Below are 24,369 nucleotides of genomic sequence, written 5' to 3' on the forward strand. Positions count from 1 at the left end.
CTTTTTTACGCTAAAATCGCTATCCATCTATAAACCGTCCAGCATCCGACGCCTATATTAACAGTGTAAAGCGCAACACCCATTACTTTGTTGGGATGTGTGATCAGCTGCAAAACATATAAAATACCCCACAGGATAAGAATAAGCACTGCCCATATTAGACTGTTATAATTCCCTTGCATTACCGTTCCATAACCAAAGATCCACGTATACGGAAGTAGTAGGATTCCTGTAACAAAGTACATTCCATGAACCCCGTGTCTTTGAAGCCCATTTGAAAATGGAGCCGCCTTGCTACTCAAGCTGTACAATAATGCGATGCCGATTCCAAAGCCGAGAAAAAATACAACTTGGAAAATTTCATAAAAGAACACAGGCAGGATTTCAAATGCGTCCATCCAAAACAGTCTGCTAAAGAATAAGGCGGTTAAGCCCAGCAATACACCCGGAATCGAAAGTGTAATTCGTATCCCTTTCCAAACAGTCAGTCCTAACAAAACCAAACCATAAATAAAAAACAAAAAACCCAGCAGTTTGCTGGAAAAAGAATTAAAAAACTATATAAACAGAAAAGAACGGCAAACGCAATATGAAACATATAATCATATTTTGTATGCTCAAGCCTTACGAATGTAGTATTTATTGGAATCATGCTGCACCTGCCAAGACTAGTCGTGTTTATACATTTATCGTCAAAGATGTGTCATTTGTTAATTATTCCTTTGGCACTTTAACAACGCCCCGTATGTGCCATAGATGAATGAGCTCTAATCGTTTGCGATACTGTTTCGCTTGAATCCTGCCTTTTTTGTATCTTTTCTTTAATAGCTGCATGTAATCTTCAATCTTCATATGATAGTCATCCATTGTATTTACCCACCCTCACCAATTATCTCATTGTCATATTCCCGAAATTAGTCGAAATGTAACATGAAATTTTAAAAAAATTAGTGATTGAAGTGAGTAACTTGAGAAGAAAGTATTACTCCCCGAGCTTCTTAATATCATTTAACAAGTCGGTGTAAACGGCTATGTCATCTAACAAACCACTTTCCTTCAAGAAATCCGGACTTAATTCTCCTTTCTTTACGGCAGTTAGATAATTATCAATTCCATCTTGCAATGCCTGATTCTGATCCATCACCTGATTATGAACATCTTCAAAAACTGACGGCGGTGTCAGTCCGTTAAATTCTTTTATATCTGCATTCATATCTTGAAGCGCTTTTTCTAATTCAACGCGGGCATTTTGATCAGATATAGCCTTTTCAGCTAAGCCAGGGATGTCTTTTGAAAATTGTTGTACATCATTTATATATTCAGTTGCTGCTGGAACATAATTAATACCGTTTGTCACGTCTTCTACCGCTGAACAACCTGTTAAAACACTAAACGTTAAAAGAACAGCTACTAATGTTTTTTTCAATACGATCTCCTCATTTCTTTGTGATTTCAATGCTCAACTTTTATGGTTTCCATACTCACCTTACCTTTTCATACGGATTGGCTGGAAAGAAAGTTTCAAAATAGGACAACCTAGAGATAGTACTGTAAAAGAAAGGCTGGGATGATCATGACTGAAAAAGATAAAGAATATGAAGGTAAAAAAGATCTCTATCTGGACATCGACAGAATGATGAATGAAGGAATGGCTGGAGGAACTGTTGCAGACGAAGAAGATTTAAGACAGATCAGCTATGATTCAGGCATCACAGATCAAGAAGAACCACCCATTAAAGTCGACAAAAATAAGTAGAGCCGCTCCCATGGAACGGCTTTATCTTATGCCTTCAGCTCCTTATTTCACCCAATACCTTTAAAAGCTGGCTGATAAGCTCAGTCATCTCGAACTGCAGTTTAAGCATCTCTTCTTGAGCAGATTCATTCGTTACCTGCTTAACACCCTCTCTTTTAAATTCGTTGTAATCCCCCTCAAACCATATTGCCTTTGGAGGCTGCAGCTCTAAAATATGTGTTGCCGTCATTTCGATCAACCTTCTATCATGAGTAGCGAGAATAAAAGTTCCTGGGTAAGCCATCAAGACTTCTTCCAGCGCTTCTCTTGTGAAAAGATCCAGATAGTTCGTCGGTTCATCAAGCAATAACAGATTATAATCACTAAGAAACAGCTTTGCTAATGCCGTCTTCATCTTCTCTCCGCCACTTAATACATCTACTTTTTTAAAAACATCATCACGTTTAAAAAGCATTCTTGCCAGTATAGTCCTTACCCATGTCTCATCGTATAAACTGTTTTCCATCACGTTCTCAAGGATCGTTTTGGCAGGGTTTAATATATCTAGATGTTGATGAAAATAACCTACTTTAAGTTGTTTCGATTTTATGATGGCATCATTACCTCTATAAATCTCATGGAGCAACGTTGATTTTCCTGTACCATTTTTTCCTGTTAATGCAACCTTCATCCCTGGTTTAATTGTAAATGAAAGATTTCGAAACAGCTGACGCTGATCAAATCCGAGTGAGAGTTCCTTTACAGAGAGTGCTTGTTTACCATGAATAAAGGAGAAGCGTTGTATATTAAATTCAACTTTTTGCTGCTTCACTGGCTTTTCTTTTTTATCGAGCATCTCCATTCTTTTTTCTATCACTTTCGACTTTTTTCAAGTGACCGTTTTGCGCCCTGAAGCTTGCCTTTTCCTAACTTGGCTTCACTATAGGACATGCGTGCTGGTTTTTCTTTCATGCTTTTTGCTTTTGATGCTTTTTCTTTTGCTGTTTTCTCCAGCCTTGCTTTTTCTTTTATATATTGTTCATATTCAAACTGCTGGCGCTCGTTTTTTTGTTCTTTTTGAATCAGATACTCCGAATAATTGCCTGTATATGATGTGAACGTTTGCTGATCTAGCTCGATGATCTTTGTGCACACCATGTCGAGAAATACTCTGTCATGAGAAACGAGCAAGACAGCGCCCTTAAATTGAGTAAGAACTTTTGCGAGCTGATCCATTCCCTCCACATCCAGGTGGGAAGTTGGTTCATCAAGAATTAGAATATCGGGATTTTGTTCAAGTGCCGCTGCAATTTGAGTACGCGTTTTTTCACCGCCGCTCATCGTCTCATAATTTTTACCGCTGAGATTCCAAACCCCTTCACTTTTCGATGTTATCATCTGCTCTCCATCATCAAACTGGCTCACTACTGCATATGACCCGTAATGATGTACAGATCCTGTATCTGCCTTCTCCGTTCCCGTCAGCAGCTTGAGAAAAGTTGATTTTCCTGCTCCATTCAATCCAACTAAACCAATACGGTCTTGAGAAAAAAGCTGCAACGCTTCTGTTTGTTTTAAGATCAATTTTCCTTTGTATGACTTTTCTAATCTTTTCGCTTCTAATAAAAGCATAAAAAAACCTCCCATAATTACTAGAGAGGTCTGCCCAAGCCAAAATAAATCACTAAAAAACGGCTATTACTCGTTTTTTTTGCAACAAAAAACAGGCCTGTTGTTAAGTCCTAAAAATGGGCAGAGAAATCCTATCTAGCGTTCTACTTTTTTATTCAAGTAAATGGCTAAAATAAGATTATTTGCGCATTGGACGTATACACCTGTTCCTTCCGTTATTTTTCTAAATTGTAAACGATATTCCATTATTCAGTCAAGCATCTCTGTGTCATTCCTGCACCCAATTAAGATTTACCTTTCGCTGGTTTGCTCCTGGGCGTGTATCTTTTAATAAGCGAATAAATAATAGCCCCTTCCGATAAAAAGCCTGAACAGGTTCCTGTAATATTTTTACGGGAAGAGTAATTTCACGTTTGAATTCACCAAGCTGAAATTCTTCGGCATTTAATCGATAGGAATCCATCGTTAATGATAATTTTCCTTGTACAGTCAGTTTAAATGGATCGACCATGACCTCAACATCTTCGGTACGATTCAATCCTGGAAGAGCCAATACGCAGCAAATTTCCTGTGGTGTTTCATAAATATTGCAAAGAGGGCTTTCATTTCTTGAATCCGTACTCGTTCCTTGGCTAGGGGTAAAAAACTGATCTCCAAAATATTCTTCGGCCATCCTTTTCCAGTCCATCATTTGTTTCCAAGTGTCCAATTCAATCACCTCTTAAGAAGGCGGCCCTAAAGGAACAGAAGGATTATCTGGATCCGGAATCTGAGGGGCAGGACCTGTAAAACCGCCTGTGTTAAATAATTGCGAAATTGGTTGAATAACCCCTGCGCTCCCTATTTGGAGTACAGATGAGTTTTGTATTCCATCCACTCTTATTTGCTGAATAACGATCGTCTGACTCACAAAAAGATTCATTCTTCCTCCTCCTCACTTTCCGGATAAGGATTGGTTAAGAAATTTCGAACATGTTTAACACGTGATTGAAGCTTTATATCATTGACCGAACCGATATGCAGAAGTGATGAACTAGATACCCCAAGAATATCAACTTTCCCCACTCTAATAAAAGAGTTCGCGTTATACGTTTCTTTGATTCTATATGGCGGACATACGGGAACTAATACAGGTTTTGAGAAAACTTTGTATTTACTGTAAGGAACATTAAAAGTACCGAACTTTGTACTTTCCCTTTGTATCGCAAGTGCTGCAGAATAGCTATTGATTTTATCTGAATCTCCCGACTGAAAAACACCAGAATTAGCGAGTGAATTGAGGTTAACACAATCAACGACAGATGTTCTGTACATAACTCACCTCTATAGGGGAACGAGTGATGTTCCTAAAACGAGCGATTCAGGCGGTGTGTCAAAAGCTGAACCGAGACTGATACAATCCGAGTCCCCGATTAATACAACTGAGGATAAACCCACACCAATGATGCTGATCTCTCCAACAAACAGCTCATGGTTGGTTACGCAAAATTTCACTCTCGTCACCTCCATTAGACTTGGAATCTCTCAAATGAACGATAAATGTTTCGATTCCGCGATAGATGTCTTCTTTTGTTTTTTGAATAATATCTCTTCGGCCTCTCTCATCTTTAGGTTCATATTTTGTAAGGTAGTGTTTGATTCGGCCTGGAACTTGACGCTGAACATCTTCCAATATGAAGATCCGATATGTTTCATCTAATGGAACATTGATTTTATTTTCAAGAGATTTCAAATAAACAGGAGCTTCTTTTGCAAAAAAATCATCCATTACTTGTATCATCTCACGGTAGTTTGGATTTTCGATCGAACTCCGCTGCATTTGCATTTGCCCTGGCATTTGAACCGTATTCTGACCAATATTGAATTGTTCGATTAAGTCTTTACTTTCCGCAGAATGCCCAAGACCGATATGAAGCGTTCCCTCGAGCTTCTCCACCTTTAACTGATCAAACTTGTATTCTACCGTTTGAGGTTTGGATGATATTTCTTTAACCTGTTTTTTTAGTTTTTTAATTTGATCTTCCAATTCTCTGATTTTGTCATTCTGATCTTGTATCATCTGCTGAAGCTTACTTAAATAATAGTTATTTTCTTCATTCATACGATCAGCTCCTTAGTAAGTTGTATGCCTTCTTCCTAAGGAATTTGCTTGTCGTTTAAAAATTTGCTGCTGCATTGCTGTCATTCACATCAGGATCTTGCGTGTAAGTAACGTTGTAGCCATTATGCAGACGAAGGTTATCACCCGTATTAAACGACCCCGCACCTGCATACGTTTTTGCATAACTAACAGGGCAGATCGTCTGGACGTCTCCTACATGAAAAACGCTTCCGCTCGATATGGAGTTTACTGATATAGATCCCACTATAGCTGGCATATACGTTCATCCCCACTTTCAAGTACTCCTCACATGGTATGCATTCGCCCATCTTTCTGTGCCTGCACTTTTACATTCACCTTTAGGCTTCTACCTACATAACTTATCTGTAAAGGACGACGTCACACTCGTAAATAAAAATAAGGGGGTGCTGAAGTGCCCTGTTTAATTGTTGCTCCTATCAACATCAATGCAGCAGAAGGGGTTGTGAATTTCGGCGATACATTAGTCATCAATCCAAAGACGACAGGCAAGGGATACAGTGGTTCTGGCGGAGGAAATACAGGGAACTTTATACAAACAATCAATGTGGTCAGTGCAACAAACACGCTTGATCCTGATGTTTTTGATTCTAACAATGCCGGCAATGCGTAGGGGGAATACGGATGTTTGACAAAGGTCCATTGATGCCTTTCTTTAATAACCGTTCTATGGATGACTGGCTAAAATCTTTTGAGCAGTTCGTAAATAAAGGGATGTCCCAATTCGAGCAATATGCGGATCAAATGTCTTTTGAGGTTGATACGGAAGAAACAGCGGAAGCTTATCGAGTTTATGCAAACTTAAAAGAATATAACCCGGAAGATATTCAGATTGAAGTTCTCAACCAAGGGCTTCAGATCAAAGCTCAAAGAGAAGAAATCCGGTCGATGAAAAATAAACGAACGGGGCATTTTCAAGAAAGAAAGGCAATGAAACGAACAGAGCGGTTCGTTCAGCTGCCTTTTATGTTTCGAAATGAAGATGTAAAAGCTCAATATACGAATGGAATTCTCATGATTACCGTCAACAAAAACGGAAGAGAAATGATGAATCCAACCGTTCCGATTCAAGTCACAAACCAAACTAGCGGTAAAGGCCGTAAAGGTAAGGGCAGCACAGGTAGCAATGGTTCTGCTGGTGCTGATCCTAGCGCTGGTACTGCTGGTAATACTAGCGGGGATGGCGGAAACGGTAATACTAGTGCAACCAATAACATGAATACGAGTAACGGCAACAATATGACACCGAACAATAATAGTGCTAATACCAACAGCAATAATAAAACAGCTAATGGTGGTCAATTTGGTTAGGAAACAAAAATAGAGCTCCTCTTGTCTAGAAGAGGAGCTCTTTTTCTATTTGCCTAATGTTGGCGCCAGCCAAACCTCACCCGTTCCTTCAAAAACATGCAGGTATCCTTCTCCACTAGTAGCTGAACCAATAATAGAAGAGGAAGCTCGTTTTACAGAAAAATCAATATCCCCTTTTCTTAAGAGCGCGAAGTTGCCATCCACTTGGAGTTTTTCGTTATGAAGCTGCACTTTCATAACTTGCTGCAGTGGTACAGGACTTTGAAGAACACAAAACCCTGAACCTTTCAGTTTGGTTTGAAACAGTCCTTCGTCACCTTTTATGGATGAAGTAAGCTTTTGCCTTGCCACACCTAATTGCACAGAAGGCTCCGCAGCATAAAACATGCCTCGATCTACCACCACTTCTTCGTCGTTTAAATTTAACAATAAATAATGACCGTATGAAGGTTCCAAGTAGATCTCACCTGTTCCTTCGTATAAAGGTTTAAATAGAGATTCTTCTGTTAAGATGTTAGATGCCATCTTCTTCATAAATCCGCCTACTCCACCAGCATTGCTTTTCAACCCAAGGTCACCTTTCATAAACTGCAGTGCCCCTGCTTCCGCCTGCACAGCTCCTTGTCGTAACGTAATACGGACTTGTTTTAACGTAATTCCTGTTTCTTTTGCATAATACGAAGAACTTGAACCCGCACTAGTAACGGGTAATTGTTTATATTCGAGGACTTCAAATGTTGCGCGTCGCCCTTCTTCTTTTTCAATTACAGTAAAAAGAGATTCGTTCACGAGTATCACCCTCCTCTTATTAGGATACCAAAGAGTGACTTCGCATAAACAAAGCATGGTATAATTCACATAATGAACCTTGGCTAACGCTAAAATTTTAATAGAGAGGTGTGAGTTTGAATGCAAAATAAAATCATTCTAGTAACGACAGATTCATTTGGTACTGGTAACGACTCTGCTCTTGGTGAAAACGTAATGGAAACGTATTTTACGGTATTAAAACAACAATCCGATATGCCAGCTGCTATCTTTTTTATGAACCGTGGCGTTTACTGTCTGACCGAACAATCGCTTTGTTCGCTGCATCTTAAGGAAATGGAAGATAAAGGCGTTAAAGTGTTCGGCTGCAAAACATGCGTTGACCATTATAACGTGGAAAAGGAACTTGCTGCCGGAGAAATTTCCGGGATGGCACACTTCGTAGAGCTTTCCGCGAAGTACGAAGTCATCACGATCGCGTAGTACATACTATTGAAGAAAATGCTGTTTTCTTATTCATTGTTGCTTTCGAAAGTAGTTGATTTCCGTTTCAGGCTGCTCGCTTTCCGCGGGGCAAACGGTGAGCCACATTCGTACGTTTCACTCTTAAGTGTCTCACCTGCCCGCCTGTCCCGCAGGAGTCTCGCACCTTACACTACAACCAACTATTCAAAGAAGACAATAAAAAAGATTATAAGCAACAATCCTTTAGAATAGAGTCTTTCGTATACAATGTTGCATTTGAAAGAGGTTAATTTTCGTCGAAGAACTTCCTCATAGTTTCTTCTTAGCACATTCCTTTAGAAGAGATTCAAAGAAAAAAGCGAACATCTCACTTGCCAGATGTTCGCTTTTTCCTAGTTATCTTCTTTCTTCCCTAATGATTCTTTTTTCACGTACATTCGGTTCTTCTCGAATCCCAGGTTCTTCTCGGATTATGGTCTCGCGGTGAATAGGCTCTTTTCTAACAGAGAAAAGTCGTTTCAGAAGCATGCCGACCACACCATATACAATAATTGCAATGATCGTGGACAATTCAACCACAAAGCCATTAGCAAGCTCTATGTTAGGGAAAATGGCTGCAAACGGCAAGAGCAACGGTTGACTGAGTCCGTAAATAAGCTGTGCGAATGCTGCTCCTTCATTTGCATTAAACAGTTGAAAAATAAAACGTAAAATTAAGATAAGCTGAATGATACCAACAATAAATGAAATAATTGTAGCGGGTACGGAACGTCTCATAGCAATTCCCTCATTTCATTGGATTTGCTTATAAACATACCCTTATTCAATCAACATTATGCATTTTCAATGGGCTTGCTGCTCTTGTCATGCTGAAGCAGCCAGTTCTTAGTAAAATTTACTAATTCTTTTTGTGGCATCAACTTGCAATCAGCAAGTCCTGCTTTCCCTTTACTTACCGGGTGACCTGTTTCTTCGTATGCAATTCCGATTTCCTCAAAGAGTTCTTCTCGATAAGAAACCTGAGTGAACGTCTCCCAAACTCTTTTTCCATTTTTATAAAATGGACCTGCATTTTCTTCTGTTTTGAGATTCGGCACACGATGTTCAGCAAGATGCATCGTCGTGTTCGAATCATAGCCAACTCCTAATAACAGTACATATCCGCCAATTTTGCACATTTTTCCAATCGGTGATCCTTCTCCTAAACCAAAATCTAATGAATGACCGTTTATGATTGCTTCTTTATTCATTCCCCATGCAGCAAACGATTCAGTCGGATGATTACTTCTTATAACACCTGGAAACGTTCTAAATGTCTCAACAATAGCTCCCATAAAATAAGTCGGAGTGATCTCAGGATCAAAAGCTGGCATTTCCTCTATAATCACAGGCCACCACTCTTTTGGTACTGGTGGGTTCTGCCATCCGGCAGGATCTGAATAATGAGCAGTATGTGTTGGCATGACTAATGTACCTTCTTCAGTTACAACGTCCATTAATGCCTGGACGACAGCAACAGGACCCCCGATCACCCATCCTAAAGACTTTAAACTTGAATGGACGATAACTGTCATACCCTTTTTCAATCCCAATTTCCGAAGGTCATCAGCCAATGAAACTCTTGTTTTCGGATAATCTGTGTTTAATTCTGTATCTGTCATTCCGCTCACTACTTTCCCTATTTTTACGACGTTTTCATTATTATAGCAAAGTGGATGGATACAATTGGATATGATTACAGTTGGTTGTTTTTGATTATTTATGATTGTTTTTGATTGAAAAATGTAAGGGCTTACGTTACAATGATGTCAACGAATCTGAAACTATGGAGGTGTCAGGATGCTAACACCTGAAAGACATCGTAAAATCATTGAAGTATTAGGCGAAAAGCAAGTCGTCACCATACAACAATTAGTTGATGCAACAGCTTCCTCTGAATCAACGATACGAAGAGATTTAAGTCAGCTTCAAAAAGAAAGGAAATTAAAACGCGTACACGGAGGCGCCTCTCTTCTCCACCAAAAAAGTGAAGAGTTGAGTGTAGTAGAAAAATCTGCGAGAAATTCTTCTGAAAAAGAAAAAATCGCACAATTTGCTTGTGACTTGATTGATAACGGAGATTGCATCTACCTCGACGCAGGTACTACAACGCTGAAGATGATTCCATTTTTACAAGATAAAGAAGTAACTGTCGTAACAAATGCAATTTCCCATCTTGATGCTTTAACTGATCACGAGATTAAGACTTATTTAATAGGCGGTCTCGTAAAAACTAAAACGAAAGCACTTGTTGGAAGTGCAGCTATACAAAGCTTAAGTTCATACCGATTCGATAAAGTGTTTCTTGGAATTAACGGCATTCATCTCCATGCTGGATTTACTACGCCTGATCCAGAAGAGGCAGCTGTTAAACAACTCGCTATCTCGCTTTCACAAAAAGCGTTCATACTTGCTGATCATACAAAATTTAACGAGGCTTCTTTTTCAAAAGTGGCTGAATTAAACGAAGCAATCATTATTACCAACGAAATGGACGAAGAGGTTGCTTACGATTATCAAGACAAAACAGACATAAGGGTTGTGACACCATGATTTATACTTGCACACTCAATCCATCCATTGATTATGTAGCAAGCGTGGAAAATTTCAAAGAAGGCGAATTAAACCGAACAACAAGCACACATATATATCCCGGCGGAAAAGGAATCAACGTTTCACGAGTGCTGAAACGTTTAGGCATCGAGAGTACTGCACTTGGCTACACCGGTGGCTTTACAGGCGCATTCATTAAAGACTTTCTAACAAAGGAGAAAATTAAGCACGATTTTATCAATGTTTCAGAAGTTACAAGAATTAATGTGAAGCTCAAGGCTCAGCAAGAAACAGAGATTAATGGACAAGGGCCTTTGATAACGGAAGAAAATCAAAATTCCTTGTTTCAAAAAATAGATGGGATGAACGAAGGTGATATTCTCGTTTTAGCAGGAAGTATCCCTCCCTCCATCTCGGAAGATTTTTACGCACACATCACGGAAAAATGTAATCAAAAAGGGATTAAAACAGTTATCGACACATCTGGAGAAGCTCTAAGAAAAACGTTCAAACATAAACCATTTTTAATTAAGCCGAATCATCATGAACTCGGTGATCTATTTCAAGTCGCGATTGAAAATAAAGAAGATGCTATTACTTACGGCAAAAAGTTGCTTAAAGAGGGCGTTCAACATGTCATTGTCTCTATGGCAGGAGAAGGTGCACTTTTCATAAGCAATGATGACGTACTTTTTGCTAACGTGCCTGTCGGGTCGGTGAAAAACTCTGTTGGTGCTGGAGATTCAGTCGTAGCAGGATTCCTTTCACAAATCATTCATGATCGTGAAATAAAGAACGCGTTTCAATACGGAGTTGCTGCAGGGAGTGCTACTGCTTTTTCAGAGGACCTTTGCACAAAGGATCAGGTTGAAATTTTGCAAAAACAGATTCTTATTGAAGAGCTACCTATTAACTTCGGGGAGGAGTTATTATGAAAATCACTGACTTATTAACAAAAAATACGATTTTACTGTCTTTAAAGTCTCAGTCCAAGGAGGCCGTTATTGACGAACTTATTGAAAAACTGGACTCTGCTGGCAAACTGAATGACAAAGAGAAATATAAAAAGGCGATCCTAGCAAGGGAAAGCCAGAGCACAACTGGTATCGGTGAAGGGATAGCAATTCCCCACGCAAAAACTAATGCTGTCAGTGAGCCTGCCATCGCTTTTGGCCGTTCACATGCTGGGATTGACTATGAATCTTTGGATGGTCAGAATGCGCATTTATTCTTTATGATTGCCGCTTATGAAGGCGCTAACAATGATCATTTAGCGACGCTCTCCAGACTTTCCAGCTTCTTAATGGATGCTGAGTTCAGAACAAGACTTGAGTCTGCTCGTTCACCGGAAGAAATCTTACAAGCTATTGATGCAAAAGAAAAAGAAATGGAGAAAGATGACGACCCGATCGTTTCTTCTTCCAAACAAAAAATCCTAGCTGTTACTGCATGTCCAACAGGAATCGCTCATACGTATATGGCCGCAGATGCTTTAAAAGCAAAAGCAAAGGAAATGGACGTTTTCCTTAAAGTTGAAACAAATGGGTCTAGCGGAGTGAAGAATGAGCTTACTAAAAAGGACATTGAAGAAGCAGATGCAATCATTGTCGCGGCAGATAAGCAGGTGGACATGGATCGTTTCAATGGCAAACGTGTGATTCAAGTTCCTGTTGCACAAGGTATTAGAAAGCCACAAGAGCTTATCCAAAAAGCACTGAATCAAGATGCACCTATTTACAAAAGTACTGGGAAGTCTTCGTCTGACGAAGATTCGAAGACAGCTCGTCCTGGAAGAAGCGGATTTTATAAACACTTGATGAGCGGAGTCTCCAACATGCTTCCCTTTGTCGTTGGAGGCGGAATCTTAATCGCCATCTCATTTATCTTTGGCATTAATGCAGCCGACCCTAAAGATCCTTCTTATCACCCGATCGCTGAAGCACTAAGTACAATTGGTGGCGGGAACGCTTTTGCTCTTATGATTCCGGTACTGGCTGGATTTATCGCGATGAGTATAGCCGATAGACCTGGATTTGCACCAGGTATGGTTGGAGGATTTATGGCGGCAACTGGTGGTGCTGGTTTCTTAGGCGGATTGATCGCTGGTTTCTTAGCTGGTTATCTTGTAGTCGGGTTAAAGAGACTTTTCAGCAATTTGCCTAACTCGCTAGAAGGGATCAAACCTGTACTTTTATATCCGCTATTCGGCATTCTCTTAACCGGTCTCATTATGATGTTCATTGTAATCGAACCTGTAAAAGCATTGAACGACGCATTAACAATTTGGTTAAAAGGAATGGGTACCGGCAACCTTGTATTGCTTGGTTTGATTTTAGGCGGAATGATGGCAGTCGATATGGGTGGTCCTATCAATAAAGCAGCTTTCACGTTTGGAATTGCAATGATTGATGCGGGTAATTTTGCCCCACATGCTGCAATCATGGCTGGTGGAATGGTTCCGCCACTTGGGCTGGCATTATCCACTACCATTTTTAAAAAGAAATATACAAAAGCTGAAAGAGAAGCAGGTAAAACAAATTACATCATGGGAGCTTCGTTCATTACGGAAGGTGCAATACCGTTCGCAGCAGCCGATCCTGGCCGTGTAATTCCTGCTGCAATCGCAGGTTCAGCTGTAGCTGGTGCACTTTCGATGGTGTTTGGCATCGGACTTCCAGCTCCGCACGGAGGAGCATTCGTCATTCCGATCGTAAATGGAAATCCATTGCTTTATGTATTAGCGATTTTGATCGGTTCTATTGTGACTGCTCTGATCGCTGGTGGATTGAAGAAAGAAGTACGAGAAGACAAAAAAGAACTCGCTGCTTAGCGGGTTCTTTTCTATTTGCCGGTTATATTTCCATTGGGATCCATTGTCCTAGGATCTCACCCATTTTGACTGAGCCCTTTTTGCCAGTGAAGTTTAGCGCTCCTTTTGGAATACAAAGTACAACTGTTGAACCAAATGAGAAATATCCATACGAATCTCCTCTTTTAACAACAGGCTCATTATTTGTGCGTTCAATCGTATTAACATTCAGCGCACCAACCATAACATGTGCAAGTGGTTGACCTGCCGCATTCAGCTTAGAAACTAGCCTATAATTGCGAGTCAACGGTCGAATTCCATGGCGTAAACCAAGTTCATTTACCGGTGCAGCTTCCCGTCCAAGTGTATATACTGACTCAACTTCAGCATCCACTGGAACATGCACTTGATGATAATCAGTTGGACTTAGATAAAAAACAAAAACTTGTCCGCCCGAATATTTCTTTGCTTCTTCTTCAGATCCTAACAACTCTGCAACCGTATACTCTTGTCCCTTTACTGTGAAACGGCTTTCTTCTGTAAGCTCATCGACAACAGATAAAACGCCATCACACGGACTTACAAACGCGTTAGCTTCTGATGAAATCGGGCGTGCATCTGGATTTAAATCACGTACAAAAACGTCATGAAGTGAACTGTACTCATGAAGCTGGCGAGTGGCTTCGTTTATATTAATTTTATACAATTTTACAAAATGCGGAATTAGAGGCTTACTGATTTTGGACTGAGCGAATCTTTTTAATGAACGTGCTATAACTGGATGACCGTTCAATTCAAACAAATTTCTATAAAATCGTGTCATATTCATCTACTATCACCTGCTTTATTTAAATGAATGTTATTATTATTGATAATGGTTCCTGTTGTTGGAAATTCCTTATATGAAAAGTATAAATCATTCTGCAAAATATATCAGCCTTTCTATTTCCTTTATGGTTTCTCTTTTGGTTCTGGCACTAATATCTGCACAAGCGAAACCTTTTTATTTTGTTTAGACGGCCTGTTGGGAACATATTTACTGATCAGTTCCTGCATACCCTGGCTCAAGTCTTCCCACTCTTCTTCCTCTAAATATAGATCTAACTGATTATACCCAAAAATGTCTGTATTCAGATTTGTATCACCGTTTAAGTAAGCTTCCACGTCTCCAGTAATATTGGATATAAACGTCATAAACATCTTCATATGTTCTTCCTTGGATAAGTTGGCCGCTTCTTCAGCTGAAATGTAAGCTGTATTTTGTTCAAGAGCATAGGTCCGTTCAACGGCTCCACGAACCTTCCTCTCATCCGTTACATAAATGATCTCGCTTTTATTGAGTACATTTAAATGTCGATATAGTGTAGCTTGCGGAACATCTGATATCCATTCCCTTAATTCCGATACGGTAGCTGAACCTTTTGAAAGGTGTTGTATGATTTTCATACGTACAGGATGTAAAATTAAATCCGCTTTACTTTGCTGCTTCATATAATCATCCTTTTGTTATTGTTATCGATAATGATAATAAAACTTGTGTGTTTTGTCAATTTAAAAAGCGCCCTATTAAAAGGACGCTTCTTCATCTTCATGCAGCTGCATGTTCATTATTTTTTTCAACACTTTTATTTTGACCGATACTCCAACCAGTGAACGCTAGTAATAACGTAAACATTGGCGATAGCCATAAGAATAGTGCAAATGGGATATATTCAACAACAGATACCCCTAATGTTGAAGCGAAGAATGCACCACTTACACTCCAAGGAACGAGCGGATTTACAAGTGTGCCTCCATCTTCTACCGTTCGAGATAGGTTTTTTAAAGGGACTCCCGATTTTACATAAGCATCTTTTAATGCCTGTGCTGGTAAAAGGATTGAAAGGTACATTTCCCCTGCAAGCAAGTTGATACCAACTGAAGAAGCTAGTGTAGTCGCAATCAGTTTCCCTGCTTTTTGAGTTGTGTCTTTTACAGCTCCAAATAACAGATCAAACATTCCCAGAGCCTGAATGACTCCACCTAATCCTAGAGCAACCAAAACAAGTGAGATCGACCACATCATGGCCATTAATCCGCCTTTATTGACGATGCTATCAACTGTCGCGTTTCCTGTCTCAGTCTGTAATCCGTTCTGCATCACATTAATCACTTTTTGCAATGTCAGATCAGGTACTAAGAAAAAGCCGACTGCAATCGATACAATTACTCCTGCTAACAAGATAGGAATGATCGGCAGTTTGCGGAATGCCAAAACCAAAACAACGATAGGTGATACAAGAGTTAAGGCATGAATCGGAAATTCACTTGAAAGCACGGATTGAATTTCTTTGATTTCTTGAAGATTTGCGTTACCTCCACTTCCTCCAAGAAAAAGAAAGCAATGGCTGTCAAGATAATTGCAGGAACTGTTGTCCACATCATATGACGGATGTGTTCAAACATATTTACCCCCACAACCCCGGGTGCAAAGTTCGTTGAATCTGATAATGGTGACATCTTGTCCCCAAAGCATGCACCAGAAACAATTGCACCTGCTGCTAATGCTGGATTAACGCCAAGAACATGGCTGATTCCCATGAGTGCCACACCCACCGTACCAACGGTGGTGAAAGAACTTCCAGTAAATGTAGAAACAATCACCGTAATGAACAGCGCGCTTACTGCGAACCATTCTGGTTGAATGATATCCATTCCGTAAAACAAAAGTGTCGGGACTGTTCCGCTTAACATCCAGCTCGCAATAACTAGTCCGACCGTCAATAAGATCATAATCGGCTGCAATCCGGATATGATGCCGTTTAGTATTCCTTTCTCAATCGTTTTCCACGACGCTCCGAACGCTGCACCGACAGCACCGAGCAATACTAAACAGGCTAATAACGGGATATGAGGTTCTACTTTTATATATACAAGGCTCGTAAACATAACAGCAAAGATCGCTGTAAATAAAACGAGTGCCACAGGTAATGTCATTTGTCTTTTCATGATGAATCTCTCCGTTCGTAATAATCATAAGATTAATCCACTATTACACTTGAACGCTTTTATGCGTTGAAGTATGTGTGTAACTGTTTCTCATGATAACGGACTTTACATAAGCTGTCAACAATACAAGCATGGTAAATTAAAGAAGGGAATTTGAACGGAGGCTGATTTTATTGTACAAAATTCGAAGTTCTGTTAAAGCCTTGATTATTCATGACAATCACGTGTTAACGATTGAAAAAGGAAATACGGCAAGCAGCAAATATGTTATACCGGGTGGTGGACAGAATTTTAACGAAACCCTTGCTGATGCGGTCTTAAGAGAGTGTTTCGAGGAAATCGGAGTAAAGGTTCAGGTTGGTAAGCTCGTTTGGGTTCGGGAATTCATTAGTAAGAATCACATCCCTCAGCAAAAGGAAGATGACCAACACCATATTGTAGAGCATATTTTTGATGTGATAATCGATGAGGAAATTCCTGATGAGTTTTCACCGAATGAACCCGATCCAACTCAACTAGGTGTTGTTTGGCTACCTATTTCAAGTCTATCTGAGTTTAATTTTTATCCGAAAGAGCTAATTCCTATGATTCAGCAGATAAATGATAAGAAATACTTGGGACGAACCTATGTTGGTGACATTAATTCAGCACAAAATTTATCAATTCAGCGAGTTTGTAAAAGACAAAAAAAGAGCAGGCATCATAACCTGCTCCTTTCCTTATTATCTTCCCCGTCTCGCAAAATCTACGAATCGGAACTTATCTAATCGATGGCGTGACTCTGTGTATTGAAAAAGGCTGGCATCCTCCAGGTACACATAGTTTTTTACGACAACAATATGTTCAAATCCACCTAGATCCAGCAAACGTTTATCTTCTTCCGTGCAATCCACAACCACGATCTCTTTTTTAGCAAAACTGATTTTCAGTCCTAACTCATTCTCCAAATAATCGTAAATGGATCTTGCTGCAATTTCCTTTGAAAGCTTTGGTACAAATTTCTTCAAAAAATAATCTTTGTCCAAAATAATGGTTTCCCCATCAATTTGTCTGGAACGATGAACTTTCCATATCAGATCGTCTGGATTTGCTTGCAGCTGCTGTTGTAAAAACTGGTCTGGCTCGATCAATCCGAAATCATGAACGGTAGTGACGCTGCTTTTCCCCATCGTTTCTGAAAGCTCTTGAAAGCTGACTAGACCTGAAACAGGAAAGCTCAATTTGTTTGTTTCTAAGACGATTGATCCCTTACCACGAATCTTTTGTATAAATCCGTTCTGAGATAGAAGGTTGAGTGCTTTTCTGACCGTTTCCCTCGACGTTTCGTATTGGTCAGCCAGGTCATGTTCTGAAGGAAGCTGTGAATTGGCACGAAGCTCACCTTCTTGTATTTGAGTTGATAGTTCTTGATAGATTTCTTGAAATTTATTTTTTCGCATCATTATTCACCATGAATATTGTAGCATTATTTTTAAATGAAAGTAGTTGATTTCGGTTCCATGATACTCGCTTTCCGCGGGGCAGGCGGTGAGCCACATTCGTACGTTTCACTCTTAAGTGTCTCACCTGACCGCTTGTCCCGCAGGAGTCTCGCATCCTTGCACTCCAATCAACTTGTCAATGAAGAATCCACAAACTTTAGAAGGAGCTTAAGTGAAAAACGACTGATTCATACGGTCTTAATGTAAATGAAGAAATATCTTTTGGCAGAGAATCGTAATTGCTGATTAGCACATTTGACTTCATCCCTGAAACATCGATATCTTCAGGAAGATTAAAGTCTGCTTCTTTTCCATAGAAGTTGTTAATGACAAGCAGTTTCTCCCCATTCTCTGCGTTACGAACATAAGCAAAAATCTCAGGGTGATTCTCTAAAATTAGCTCGTAATCACCGTATGTTATTATGTCCACTTCTTTTCTAAGCTGATTCAACTTTTTGTAATGATAAAAGATTGAATCTTGATCGTTAACAGCCGCTTCTGCATTAATTTCTTTATAGTTCTCAGCTACTGGAATCCATGGCTCACCTGATGTGAAACCTGCATTCTCACTCTGATTCCATTGGACAGGCGTACGCGAATTATCACGTGATTTATGTTTTAGAATTTCTAAAATCTCGTCTTTACTGCGTCCTTCTTCTTTCAATAGGTTGAACATGTTTAACGATTCAACATCCCGGTATTGTTTGATAGACTCAAACTTTGGATTTGTCATACCGAATTCTTCACCTTGATAAATATAAGGTGTTCCTTGCATCATGTGGATGGTTGTTGCGAGCATTTTCGCTGATTCAACTCGATACTTCCCGTCATCACCATAACGGGAAACGATTCGAGGCTGATCGTGATTGCACCAGAATAGAGCGTTCCAACCTCCGCCTTTATGCATTTCAACTTGCCACGTTGACAAAATTTCTTTTAGCTTCAAAAAGTCAAAATCAGAGACACTCCACTTCTCACCGTTTGGATAATCCACTTTTAAATGGTGGAAGTTGAAGGTCATGCTTAATTCGTTTCGATCAGGATTTGTATATTTTACACAGTTATCGATCGTTGTAGATGACATTTCCCCTACGGTAAGGACGTCATATTTCGAGAAAACTTCTTTGTTCATCTCCTGCATATACTCATGTACACGCGGTCCATCTGTGTAGAATTTACGTCCATCACCAGGAGCTACAGATCCATCGTCGTTCGGAAAGTCCTGATTTTTGAAATGAGATTGATTACATCCAGACGGAAGCCATCTACCCCTTTTTCAAACCAATAGTTCATCATTTCATATACCCTTTGACGAACTTTAGTGTTTTCCCAATTTAGATCCGCTTGCGTTACGTCAAAAAGATGAAGATAGTATTGACCAGTTTCCTCATCAAGTTTCCACGCGGATCCTCCAAACTTCGATATCCAGTTTGTAGGTTCACCATCTTCAACAGGGTCTTTCCAAATATAAAAGTCACGGTACGGATTATCTTTAGAAAGACGTGATGCTTGAAACCATTCATGTTCTGTACTTGTATGGTTCACTACAATGTCCATGATGATTTTCAAGTCCCGCTTATGCGCTTCTGCCAATAACCGGTCAAAGTCTTCCATCGTGCCATAATCTTCAAAAATTTTATAATAATCACGAATATCATAGCCGTTATCACACTGTGGAGAGTCATAGATTGGTGTCAGCCATAACACATCTACTCCTAAATTTTTCAGGTAATCCAATTTATCGATGATTCCTTGTATATCTCCTGTTCCGTTCCCTGTCGTGTCATTAAAACTTTTTGGATAGATTTGATAAACGACTGAGCGCTTCCACCATGGTTCTTTCTTCATATTTTCACCGCCATAAATATTGTAGTAGTCATGAAAACAACCGGAAATATGTGCTGCTCTCCCGGTTGTTTCTTAAATTGTTTTACTTTGCTTTTTTCACTTTTGCATAAATGTAAGTCAGTACAAATGGTACGACAAGTGCGATCCCCATCCCGATAAAGAATGAGCCCCAGCTGCCCGGCAAGATCGATAGGAATCCAGGAATACCGCCGACACCAATGGATGATGCGCGGACTCCGGCGATCGTAATTACGATACCTGCAATCGCAGAACCTATCATCGCGAAAATGAACGGATATCGGAAGCGTAAGTTAACCCCGAACATCGCTGGTTCTGTAATTCCTAGATATGCGGATAATGCTGAAGTTCCAGCTAGACCTTTAAGCTTTTCGTCACGTGAAGCGACAAACATCGCAAGTGCTGCTGAACCTTGTGCGATATTAGATAGTGCGAGCATCGGCCATAAGAATGTGCCGCCTGTGTTTGAAATAAGCTGCAGATCAACCGCTAGGAACGTATGGTGCATACCTGTTACAACGAGCAGTGAATAGAAACCGCCATAGATCAATCCGCCTAACCAAGCAAAGTTATCAAAGATCGATACGAAGAAGTCCGTAACAGCATTACCGATTGAGAACGTGATCGGTCCGATAACGATAAATGCTAAAAATCCTGTAATTAATAGTGTGATTGGTGCTACTAATAAAAGCTGCAATGCATCTGGAATCCGTTTTTTTAAGAAAAGTTCTATTTTTGCTAGAACATAAGACGCGATTAATACTGGCAGTACTTGGCCTTGGTAACCGACTTTTTCGATCGGAAGTCCGAATAGGTTCCATGTTGGAATGTCTTTCGTCTTACCATAGTCCCATGCATTTAAAAGGTCTGGATGAACGAGCATCAATCCGAGAACGATACCTAGTAATGGACTACCACCGAACTTCTTAACCGCTGACCAACCGATCAGTCCTGGTAAAAATACGAATGCCGTGTTCGCGATTAAGTTTATGATTCCAGCTAGATCTGCCCAGTTTTTATGAACATCTATAAAAGATTTCTCATCATAAAAAATCCCCGGACCTGTAAGAATGTTGTTGATACCCATCAAAAGACCTGCAGTTACGATGGCAGGAAGGATCGGGATAAATATATCTGCAAGAGCTTTAATCGCTCGTTGAAGCGGATTAAGCTTCTTACTCGCTTCGTCTTTAATGTCTTCTTTAGAAGCACGGCCCGTTCCGGTAATATCGATAAACTCGTTATACACTTTATCAACCGTACCCTGACCGATTACGACTTGGTATTGGCCGTTTGTGGAGAAAGATCCCTTAACAAGATCAATGTTCTCCAACGCTTTCTCGTCCACTTTCCCTTCATCTTTTAGCGCGAGACGAAGGCGAGTAACACAGTGCGTTGCTGCTGATATATTTTCTTTACCGCCGAGAGCTTCGACGATTTGTTCAGCTGATTCGCGAATTTTGCTCATTATGTTCCCTCCTAGAAACCGTTTCCATACAACTTGATAAAAAAAGACCTATATCTCTATACCCTTAACTATCATTTGATGAAAACTAGTTCTTTAATCCAATGTGTACAAGCGTTTTCATTTAAACCCTTAACTTGTATATACATATCTCACAAATAATTTAACCTGTATATACAAATAAGTCAACGGTTACGTTTTCATTGGAGTTATTTACCTCTATTCCGTAATCTGCAACTTTTCCTTTTCCCCTTATCTTTTGCTATAATCTGTTACAGGTAGAGAAACGAGAATAAAAGGAGATTTTAATGATGGCACCTAAAAAAGCACTTACAATTGCAGGTTCAGATACAAGCGGCGGCGCTGGTATTCAAGCCGATTTAAAAACGTTCCAGGAGCTTGGCGTTTACGGGATGACCGCTTTAAATGTCGTGGTTGCACAAGACCCTCACCGTGAATGGTTCCATGAAGTATTTATGCTTCCACTCGATCTATTTAAAGCACAATTAGAAACAGTCGTATCCGGAATTGGCGTAGATGCACTTAAAACAGGTATGCTTGCTTCTGTCGAAGTGATCCAAGCAACGGCTGACTTAATCGAGAAGCATAATCTTCAAAACGTAGTGGTTGACCCAGTTATGGTTTGTAAAGGAGCAGAGCCTCTTCACCCAGAACTTGCGAGCACTCTTCAAAATGTATTAGTTCCTAAAGCAACAGTTGTTACGCCAAACCTTTTTGAAGCAGCACAACTTGCCGGGATGGAGCCAATCACAACGGTTGAACAGATGATGGAAGCTGCTCATAAGATTCAAGCAAATGGTGCGCAATATGTAATCGTTAAAGGCGGCGGCAAATTAGAACATGAAAATGCCGTTGACGTTCTATATGATGGAAAAGAATTTGAAGTATTAGAATCTGAGAGAATTGAAACAACATGGACACACGGTGCCGGCTGTACATTCTCAGCAGCCATCACAGCTGAGCTTGCAAAAGGAAAACCTGTTCGTGAAGCCATTCTTACTGCAAAAGACTTCATTACAGAAGCGATCGCAACAGGTTTTGAATTAAACAAATATGTAGGGCCAACTTGGCATGGCGCTTACCGAGAAAAATTAAACAAATAAATTTATGGAGAGACTGATCATGTTGATTAGTCTCTTTTTTTATAGTCAGAGACATATACACTACAAATAGTAGCAGTAGGTCAGGTAATACATTAAAAGATGCTTGGCAATTTGTTTTACATTTTCTTCATTGAGAAGTTGATTGGAGCGGAGGGTGCGAGACTCCTGCGGGACAGGCGGGCAGGTGAGACCCTTAAGAGTGAAACGTACAAATGTGGCTCACCGCCTGCCCCGCGGAAAGCGAGCACCTGGAGCGGAAATCAACTACTTTCAAGCAACAGAGTCAAAACAGCCTTTTTTCAAACACAGGCATATCATACACGTTATTTTGAGTTTTGAATTATAATAAGTACATCTATTCTGCACAGGAGTGTGAAGGTATGCAGCTCATACAAGCCAATGAAGTCCAGAACACGCTGGATCAGCTTATTGGAAAAGAACTTTATTTACATTTAGAAACAACTAATGGCGCTTATGCCAATCACAATAATGATAGTGTCCTTACAGTTAATGCTTATATCCGAAATGGTAAAGTGACTCCTCTGTCAGGAAAAATTATGGGCAGCGGTCCATATCGAGTCGGCTTAAAGATTGAACTAGGATGGATTTATGCAGAAGGATTAACACACTGGGAAATTGATTCAGAAGGAAGATTGCTGATGGCTGGCCATGATCAAGAAGGCCGCTTGGCAGTTGCTCTTCAGCTCAGCTCTTCCCCATTTGATGTATAAGGAGGTTCCATTATGAACGATCATTTATTAGTGATCTTCCCTCACCCTGATGATGAAGCTTTCGGGGTGTCAGGAACGATTGCTCAACATACAAAAAAAGGATCACCCGTTACCTACATCTGCTTAACCCTTGGCCAAATGGGCAGAAACATGGGAAATCCGCCGTTTGCCACACGAGAATCCCTCCCTCTTATTCGTCAAAAAGAACTGGAAGATGCTTGTGCGGCAGTAGGTATTAACGATCTGCGACAGTTCGGATTACGGGATAAAACGGTAGAATTTGAAGATGAGAAATTATTAGCGGACCAATTTTTATCCGTTATTGAAGAAGTGAAGCCAACAAGGCTCATCACTTTTTATCCTGGGTACAGTGTCCATCCTGATCACGAAGCTACAGCAAGAGCTGTTGTGCGTGCAGTTAAGAGCATGCCGGAGTTGGAGCGTCCAGAACTTTTATGTGTGGCTTTTGCTAAAAATTCTGAGGCGGAACTTGGTGCTCCACACATCGTGACGGATATCTCTGATGTGTTCGAGGAAAAAATGAACTGCATTAAAGCGCACAAATCACAAACACAATGGCTCGTTGATAGCGTAAAAAAAGATCCAGCTATGCTAGAATGGGTAAAAAATGAAAGATTTTGGCGTTATCCATTATAAATTAATTCTTAAGAACTCGATGTCTGATCAAGACTTCGAGTTCTTTTTTTAGCGCAGATTCTTGAATTTTCAAAAAAATGTACAAATCCATGTGGCATTTTTCTCCTATTGTGGTATACTAATTGTAACAAATCGTTCACATTTTAGACGCTAATTCGTCAAAATTGTAAGCGTAAACAATACTTCAAGGGGTTGATTAGTAATGGATGTTTTTATGGTTTACTTATTCGTAGCGACTGCCACACCGCTATTTTTGTGGAATGATAGTCGTAAGTTAGCCTTATGGCAAACGCCGTTCATCGCCCTGTTATGGACTTACGTTGTGTTATTTATGGCTAATGACAGCTTAAGCTTATTCGTTCACAGCTTCTTTATTACCGTATTCATTGCAAACGTCGTATTCGCTCATTACGCAGCATACATCGTATGGGGCCGTCCATATCTGGCGAAACGCAAAATGGAAAAAGCTAAATATTAATCATTACCGTTAATCCCCTCTTTTATAGAGGGGTTTTTGCATTTTATGGTAAAAATATTCTTTGGAATTTCACTGTATATCAAGCATCGCTCCTCCCTGTCACCCTCTCACTCTCTATGTTATAAAT

Annotated in this window: 32 protein-coding genes and 2 pseudogenes; 13 read left to right on the forward strand and 21 right to left on the reverse strand. The window is 40.0% G+C overall.

Annotation, left to right across the window (positions count from 1 at the left end; all coding sequences use genetic code 11):
• Positions 1-5: 5 nt before the first annotated feature.
• From ACEWFH_RS20930 to ACEWFH_RS20940, 3 genes are all read right to left on the reverse strand, one after another.
• The gene (locus ACEWFH_RS20930; RefSeq protein WP_473725522.1) at positions 6-521 is read right to left on the reverse strand and encodes a hypothetical protein; all 516 of its coding nucleotides are present in this window, start codon (positions 519-521) and stop codon (positions 6-8) included.
• 193 nt (positions 522-714) lie between these two features.
• The gene (locus ACEWFH_RS20935; protein ID WP_156488420.1) at positions 715-867 is read right to left on the reverse strand and encodes a hypothetical protein; all 153 of its coding nucleotides are present in this window, start codon (positions 865-867) and stop codon (positions 715-717) included.
• A gap of 115 nt (positions 868-982) precedes the next feature.
• Positions 983-1,426: a DUF6376 family protein gene (locus tag ACEWFH_RS20940; RefSeq protein WP_473725523.1), complete on the reverse strand. Its 444-nt coding sequence runs from the start codon at positions 1,424-1,426 to the stop codon at positions 983-985.
• A gap of 147 nt (positions 1,427-1,573) precedes the next feature.
• Here ACEWFH_RS20940 and ACEWFH_RS20945 point away from each other — a divergent pair, with 147 nt between their 5' ends.
• Entirely contained in the window at positions 1,574-1,756 is a 183-nt protein-coding gene (locus tag ACEWFH_RS20945; RefSeq protein ID WP_473725524.1) for a hypothetical protein, read from the forward strand.
• 34 nt (positions 1,757-1,790) lie between these two features.
• Here ACEWFH_RS20945 and ACEWFH_RS20950 read toward each other — a convergent pair whose 3' ends face one another.
• From ACEWFH_RS20950 to ACEWFH_RS20985, 8 genes are all read right to left on the reverse strand, one after another.
• Positions 1,791-2,612, reverse strand: a complete 822-nt coding sequence (locus ACEWFH_RS20950) for an ATP-binding cassette domain-containing protein (protein ID WP_473725525.1) — start codon at positions 2,610-2,612, stop codon at positions 1,791-1,793.
• Entirely contained in the window at positions 2,609-3,367 is a 759-nt protein-coding gene (locus ACEWFH_RS20955; protein ID WP_473725526.1) for an ATP-binding cassette domain-containing protein, read from the reverse strand. The genes ACEWFH_RS20950 and ACEWFH_RS20955 overlap by 4 nt, the downstream gene beginning before the upstream one ends.
• A 268-nt stretch (positions 3,368-3,635) precedes the next feature.
• Complete coding sequence (locus ACEWFH_RS20960; RefSeq protein WP_473725527.1) at positions 3,636-4,040, reverse strand: Hsp20/alpha crystallin family protein; 405 nt, start codon at positions 4,038-4,040, stop codon at positions 3,636-3,638.
• Positions 4,041-4,088: 48 nt separating this feature from the next.
• The gene (locus tag ACEWFH_RS20965) at positions 4,089-4,289 is read right to left on the reverse strand and encodes a spore germination protein GerPB (RefSeq protein WP_289497159.1); all 201 of its coding nucleotides are present in this window, start codon (positions 4,287-4,289) and stop codon (positions 4,089-4,091) included.
• Positions 4,286-4,681 carry a spore germination protein GerPE gene (locus ACEWFH_RS20970; RefSeq protein ID WP_473725528.1) on the reverse strand — a complete coding sequence of 132 codons (396 nt, stop codon included), beginning with the start codon at positions 4,679-4,681 and terminating at the stop codon, positions 4,286-4,288. The genes ACEWFH_RS20965 and ACEWFH_RS20970 overlap by 4 nt, the downstream gene beginning before the upstream one ends.
• A 9-nt stretch (positions 4,682-4,690) precedes the next feature.
• Positions 4,691-4,876, reverse strand: a complete 186-nt coding sequence (locus ACEWFH_RS20975) for a spore gernimation protein GerPD (protein ID WP_473725529.1) — start codon at positions 4,874-4,876, stop codon at positions 4,691-4,693.
• Positions 4,836-5,468, reverse strand: coding sequence for a spore germination protein GerPC (gene gerPC / locus ACEWFH_RS20980; protein WP_473725530.1), 633 nt, complete (start codon positions 5,466-5,468; stop codon positions 4,836-4,838). Before gerPC ends, ACEWFH_RS20975 begins: the two co-directional genes overlap by 41 nt.
• Positions 5,469-5,523: 55 nt before the next feature.
• Complete coding sequence (locus ACEWFH_RS20985; protein WP_473725531.1) at positions 5,524-5,745, reverse strand: spore germination protein; 222 nt, start codon at positions 5,743-5,745, stop codon at positions 5,524-5,526.
• A 156-nt stretch (positions 5,746-5,901) separates the two neighbouring features.
• Here ACEWFH_RS20985 and ACEWFH_RS20990 point away from each other — a divergent pair, with 156 nt between their 5' ends.
• A complete protein-coding gene (locus tag ACEWFH_RS20990) occupies positions 5,902-6,120 on the forward strand; it encodes a spore germination protein (protein ID WP_251323247.1) in 219 nt (72 codons plus the stop codon).
• 11 nt (positions 6,121-6,131) lie between these two features.
• Positions 6,132-6,818, forward strand: coding sequence for an Hsp20/alpha crystallin family protein (locus ACEWFH_RS20995; protein WP_473725532.1), 687 nt, complete (start codon positions 6,132-6,134; stop codon positions 6,816-6,818).
• Between the two features lie 45 nt (positions 6,819-6,863).
• Here the strand turns inward: ACEWFH_RS20995 and ACEWFH_RS21000 are convergent, their stop codons facing one another.
• Positions 6,864-7,607, reverse strand: coding sequence for an AIM24 family protein (locus ACEWFH_RS21000; protein WP_473725533.1), 744 nt, complete (start codon positions 7,605-7,607; stop codon positions 6,864-6,866).
• Positions 7,608-7,727: 120 nt separating this feature from the next.
• Here ACEWFH_RS21000 and ACEWFH_RS21005 point away from each other — a divergent pair, with 120 nt between their 5' ends.
• The gene (locus ACEWFH_RS21005; protein ID WP_473725534.1) at positions 7,728-8,069 is read left to right on the forward strand and encodes a DsrE family protein; all 342 of its coding nucleotides are present in this window, start codon (positions 7,728-7,730) and stop codon (positions 8,067-8,069) included.
• A gap of 378 nt (positions 8,070-8,447) precedes the next feature.
• Here the strand turns inward: ACEWFH_RS21005 and ACEWFH_RS21010 are convergent, their stop codons facing one another.
• Both ACEWFH_RS21010 and ACEWFH_RS21015 read right to left on the reverse strand, forming a co-directional pair.
• A complete protein-coding gene (locus tag ACEWFH_RS21010; protein ID WP_473725535.1) occupies positions 8,448-8,828 on the reverse strand; it encodes a YggT family protein in 381 nt (126 codons plus the stop codon).
• A 56-nt stretch (positions 8,829-8,884) separates the two neighbouring features.
• Positions 8,885-9,712, reverse strand: a complete 828-nt coding sequence (locus ACEWFH_RS21015) for an AAC(3) family N-acetyltransferase (protein WP_473725536.1) — start codon at positions 9,710-9,712, stop codon at positions 8,885-8,887.
• Between the two features lie 178 nt (positions 9,713-9,890).
• On the opposite strand from ACEWFH_RS21015, the gene ACEWFH_RS21020 reads away from it, so the two are divergent.
• The 3 genes from ACEWFH_RS21020 to ACEWFH_RS21030 are packed head-to-tail and all read left to right on the forward strand — an operon-like array spanning position 9,891 to position 13,473.
• Positions 9,891-10,643, forward strand: coding sequence for a DeoR/GlpR family DNA-binding transcription regulator (locus ACEWFH_RS21020; protein ID WP_473725537.1), 753 nt, complete (start codon positions 9,891-9,893; stop codon positions 10,641-10,643).
• Positions 10,640-11,578, forward strand: a complete 939-nt coding sequence (pfkB, locus tag ACEWFH_RS21025) for a 1-phosphofructokinase (RefSeq protein WP_473725538.1) — start codon at positions 10,640-10,642, stop codon at positions 11,576-11,578. The genes ACEWFH_RS21020 and pfkB overlap by 4 nt, the downstream gene beginning before the upstream one ends.
• A complete protein-coding gene (locus tag ACEWFH_RS21030) occupies positions 11,575-13,473 on the forward strand; it encodes a PTS fructose transporter subunit IIABC (protein ID WP_473725539.1) in 1,899 nt (632 codons plus the stop codon). The genes pfkB and ACEWFH_RS21030 overlap by 4 nt, the downstream gene beginning before the upstream one ends.
• 22 nt (positions 13,474-13,495) lie before the next feature.
• Here the strand turns inward: ACEWFH_RS21030 and ACEWFH_RS21035 are convergent, their stop codons facing one another.
• From ACEWFH_RS21035 to nhaC, 3 genes and pseudogenes are all read right to left on the reverse strand, one after another.
• The gene (locus tag ACEWFH_RS21035) at positions 13,496-14,281 is read right to left on the reverse strand and encodes a phosphatidylserine decarboxylase (RefSeq protein ID WP_473725540.1); all 786 of its coding nucleotides are present in this window, start codon (positions 14,279-14,281) and stop codon (positions 13,496-13,498) included.
• Positions 14,282-14,403: 122 nt separating this feature from the next.
• Positions 14,404-14,943 carry a helix-turn-helix domain-containing protein gene (locus ACEWFH_RS21040; RefSeq protein WP_473725541.1) on the reverse strand — a complete coding sequence of 180 codons (540 nt, stop codon included), beginning with the start codon at positions 14,941-14,943 and terminating at the stop codon, positions 14,404-14,406.
• A 97-nt stretch (positions 14,944-15,040) separates the two neighbouring features.
• Positions 15,041-16,440 (reverse strand): annotated as a pseudogene (nhaC, locus tag ACEWFH_RS21045) (Na+/H+ antiporter NhaC).
• 173 nt (positions 16,441-16,613) lie between these two features.
• On the opposite strand from nhaC, the gene ACEWFH_RS21050 reads away from it, so the two are divergent.
• A complete protein-coding gene (locus ACEWFH_RS21050) occupies positions 16,614-17,207 on the forward strand; it encodes an NUDIX domain-containing protein (RefSeq protein ID WP_473725542.1) in 594 nt (197 codons plus the stop codon).
• Here ACEWFH_RS21050 and treR read toward each other — a convergent pair.
• The 4 genes and pseudogenes from treR to treP all read right to left on the reverse strand — a co-directional run bounded on the left by treR (position 17,163) and on the right by treP (position 21,255).
• Positions 17,163-17,879, reverse strand: a complete 717-nt coding sequence (treR, locus tag ACEWFH_RS21055) for a trehalose operon repressor (protein ID WP_473725543.1) — start codon at positions 17,877-17,879, stop codon at positions 17,163-17,165. The genes ACEWFH_RS21050 and treR overlap by 45 nt on opposite strands.
• The gene (locus ACEWFH_RS21060) at positions 17,866-18,036 is read right to left on the reverse strand and encodes a hypothetical protein (RefSeq protein ID WP_473725544.1); all 171 of its coding nucleotides are present in this window, start codon (positions 18,034-18,036) and stop codon (positions 17,866-17,868) included. The genes treR and ACEWFH_RS21060 overlap by 14 nt, the downstream gene beginning before the upstream one ends.
• 42 nt (positions 18,037-18,078) lie before the next feature.
• Positions 18,079-19,769, reverse strand: a pseudogene (gene treC, locus ACEWFH_RS21065) (alpha,alpha-phosphotrehalase).
• Positions 19,770-19,851: 82 nt separating this feature from the next.
• Positions 19,852-21,255, reverse strand: coding sequence for a PTS system trehalose-specific EIIBC component (gene treP / locus ACEWFH_RS21070; protein ID WP_473725545.1), 1,404 nt, complete (start codon positions 21,253-21,255; stop codon positions 19,852-19,854).
• 308 nt (positions 21,256-21,563) lie between these two features.
• On the opposite strand from treP, the gene pdxK reads away from it, so the two are divergent.
• The 5 genes from pdxK to ACEWFH_RS21095 all read left to right on the forward strand — a co-directional run bounded on the left by pdxK (position 21,564) and on the right by ACEWFH_RS21095 (position 24,242).
• On the forward strand, positions 21,564-22,376 hold the full coding sequence (gene pdxK / locus ACEWFH_RS21075; RefSeq protein ID WP_473727384.1) for a pyridoxine/pyridoxal/pyridoxamine kinase: 813 nt from the start codon (positions 21,564-21,566) through the stop codon (positions 22,374-22,376).
• Positions 22,377-22,530: 154 nt separating this feature from the next.
• A complete protein-coding gene (locus ACEWFH_RS21080; RefSeq protein ID WP_473725546.1) occupies positions 22,531-22,722 on the forward strand; it encodes a hypothetical protein in 192 nt (63 codons plus the stop codon).
• A 34-nt stretch (positions 22,723-22,756) separates the two neighbouring features.
• Positions 22,757-23,107 (forward strand): YojF family protein, encoded by a 351-nt coding sequence (locus ACEWFH_RS21085; protein ID WP_473725547.1) that lies wholly within the window; start codon positions 22,757-22,759, stop codon positions 23,105-23,107.
• 12 nt (positions 23,108-23,119) lie between these two features.
• Positions 23,120-23,764 carry a bacillithiol biosynthesis deacetylase BshB2 gene (gene bshB2, locus ACEWFH_RS21090; protein ID WP_473725548.1) on the forward strand — a complete coding sequence of 215 codons (645 nt, stop codon included), beginning with the start codon at positions 23,120-23,122 and terminating at the stop codon, positions 23,762-23,764.
• Between the two features lie 214 nt (positions 23,765-23,978).
• Positions 23,979-24,242 carry a spore morphogenesis/germination protein YwcE gene (locus tag ACEWFH_RS21095; RefSeq protein WP_231607547.1) on the forward strand — a complete coding sequence of 88 codons (264 nt, stop codon included), beginning with the start codon at positions 23,979-23,981 and terminating at the stop codon, positions 24,240-24,242.
• The last annotated feature ends 127 nt before the right edge of the window (positions 24,243-24,369 follow it).

The organism is Fictibacillus sp. EA-CB0309 (assembly GCF_055814265.1).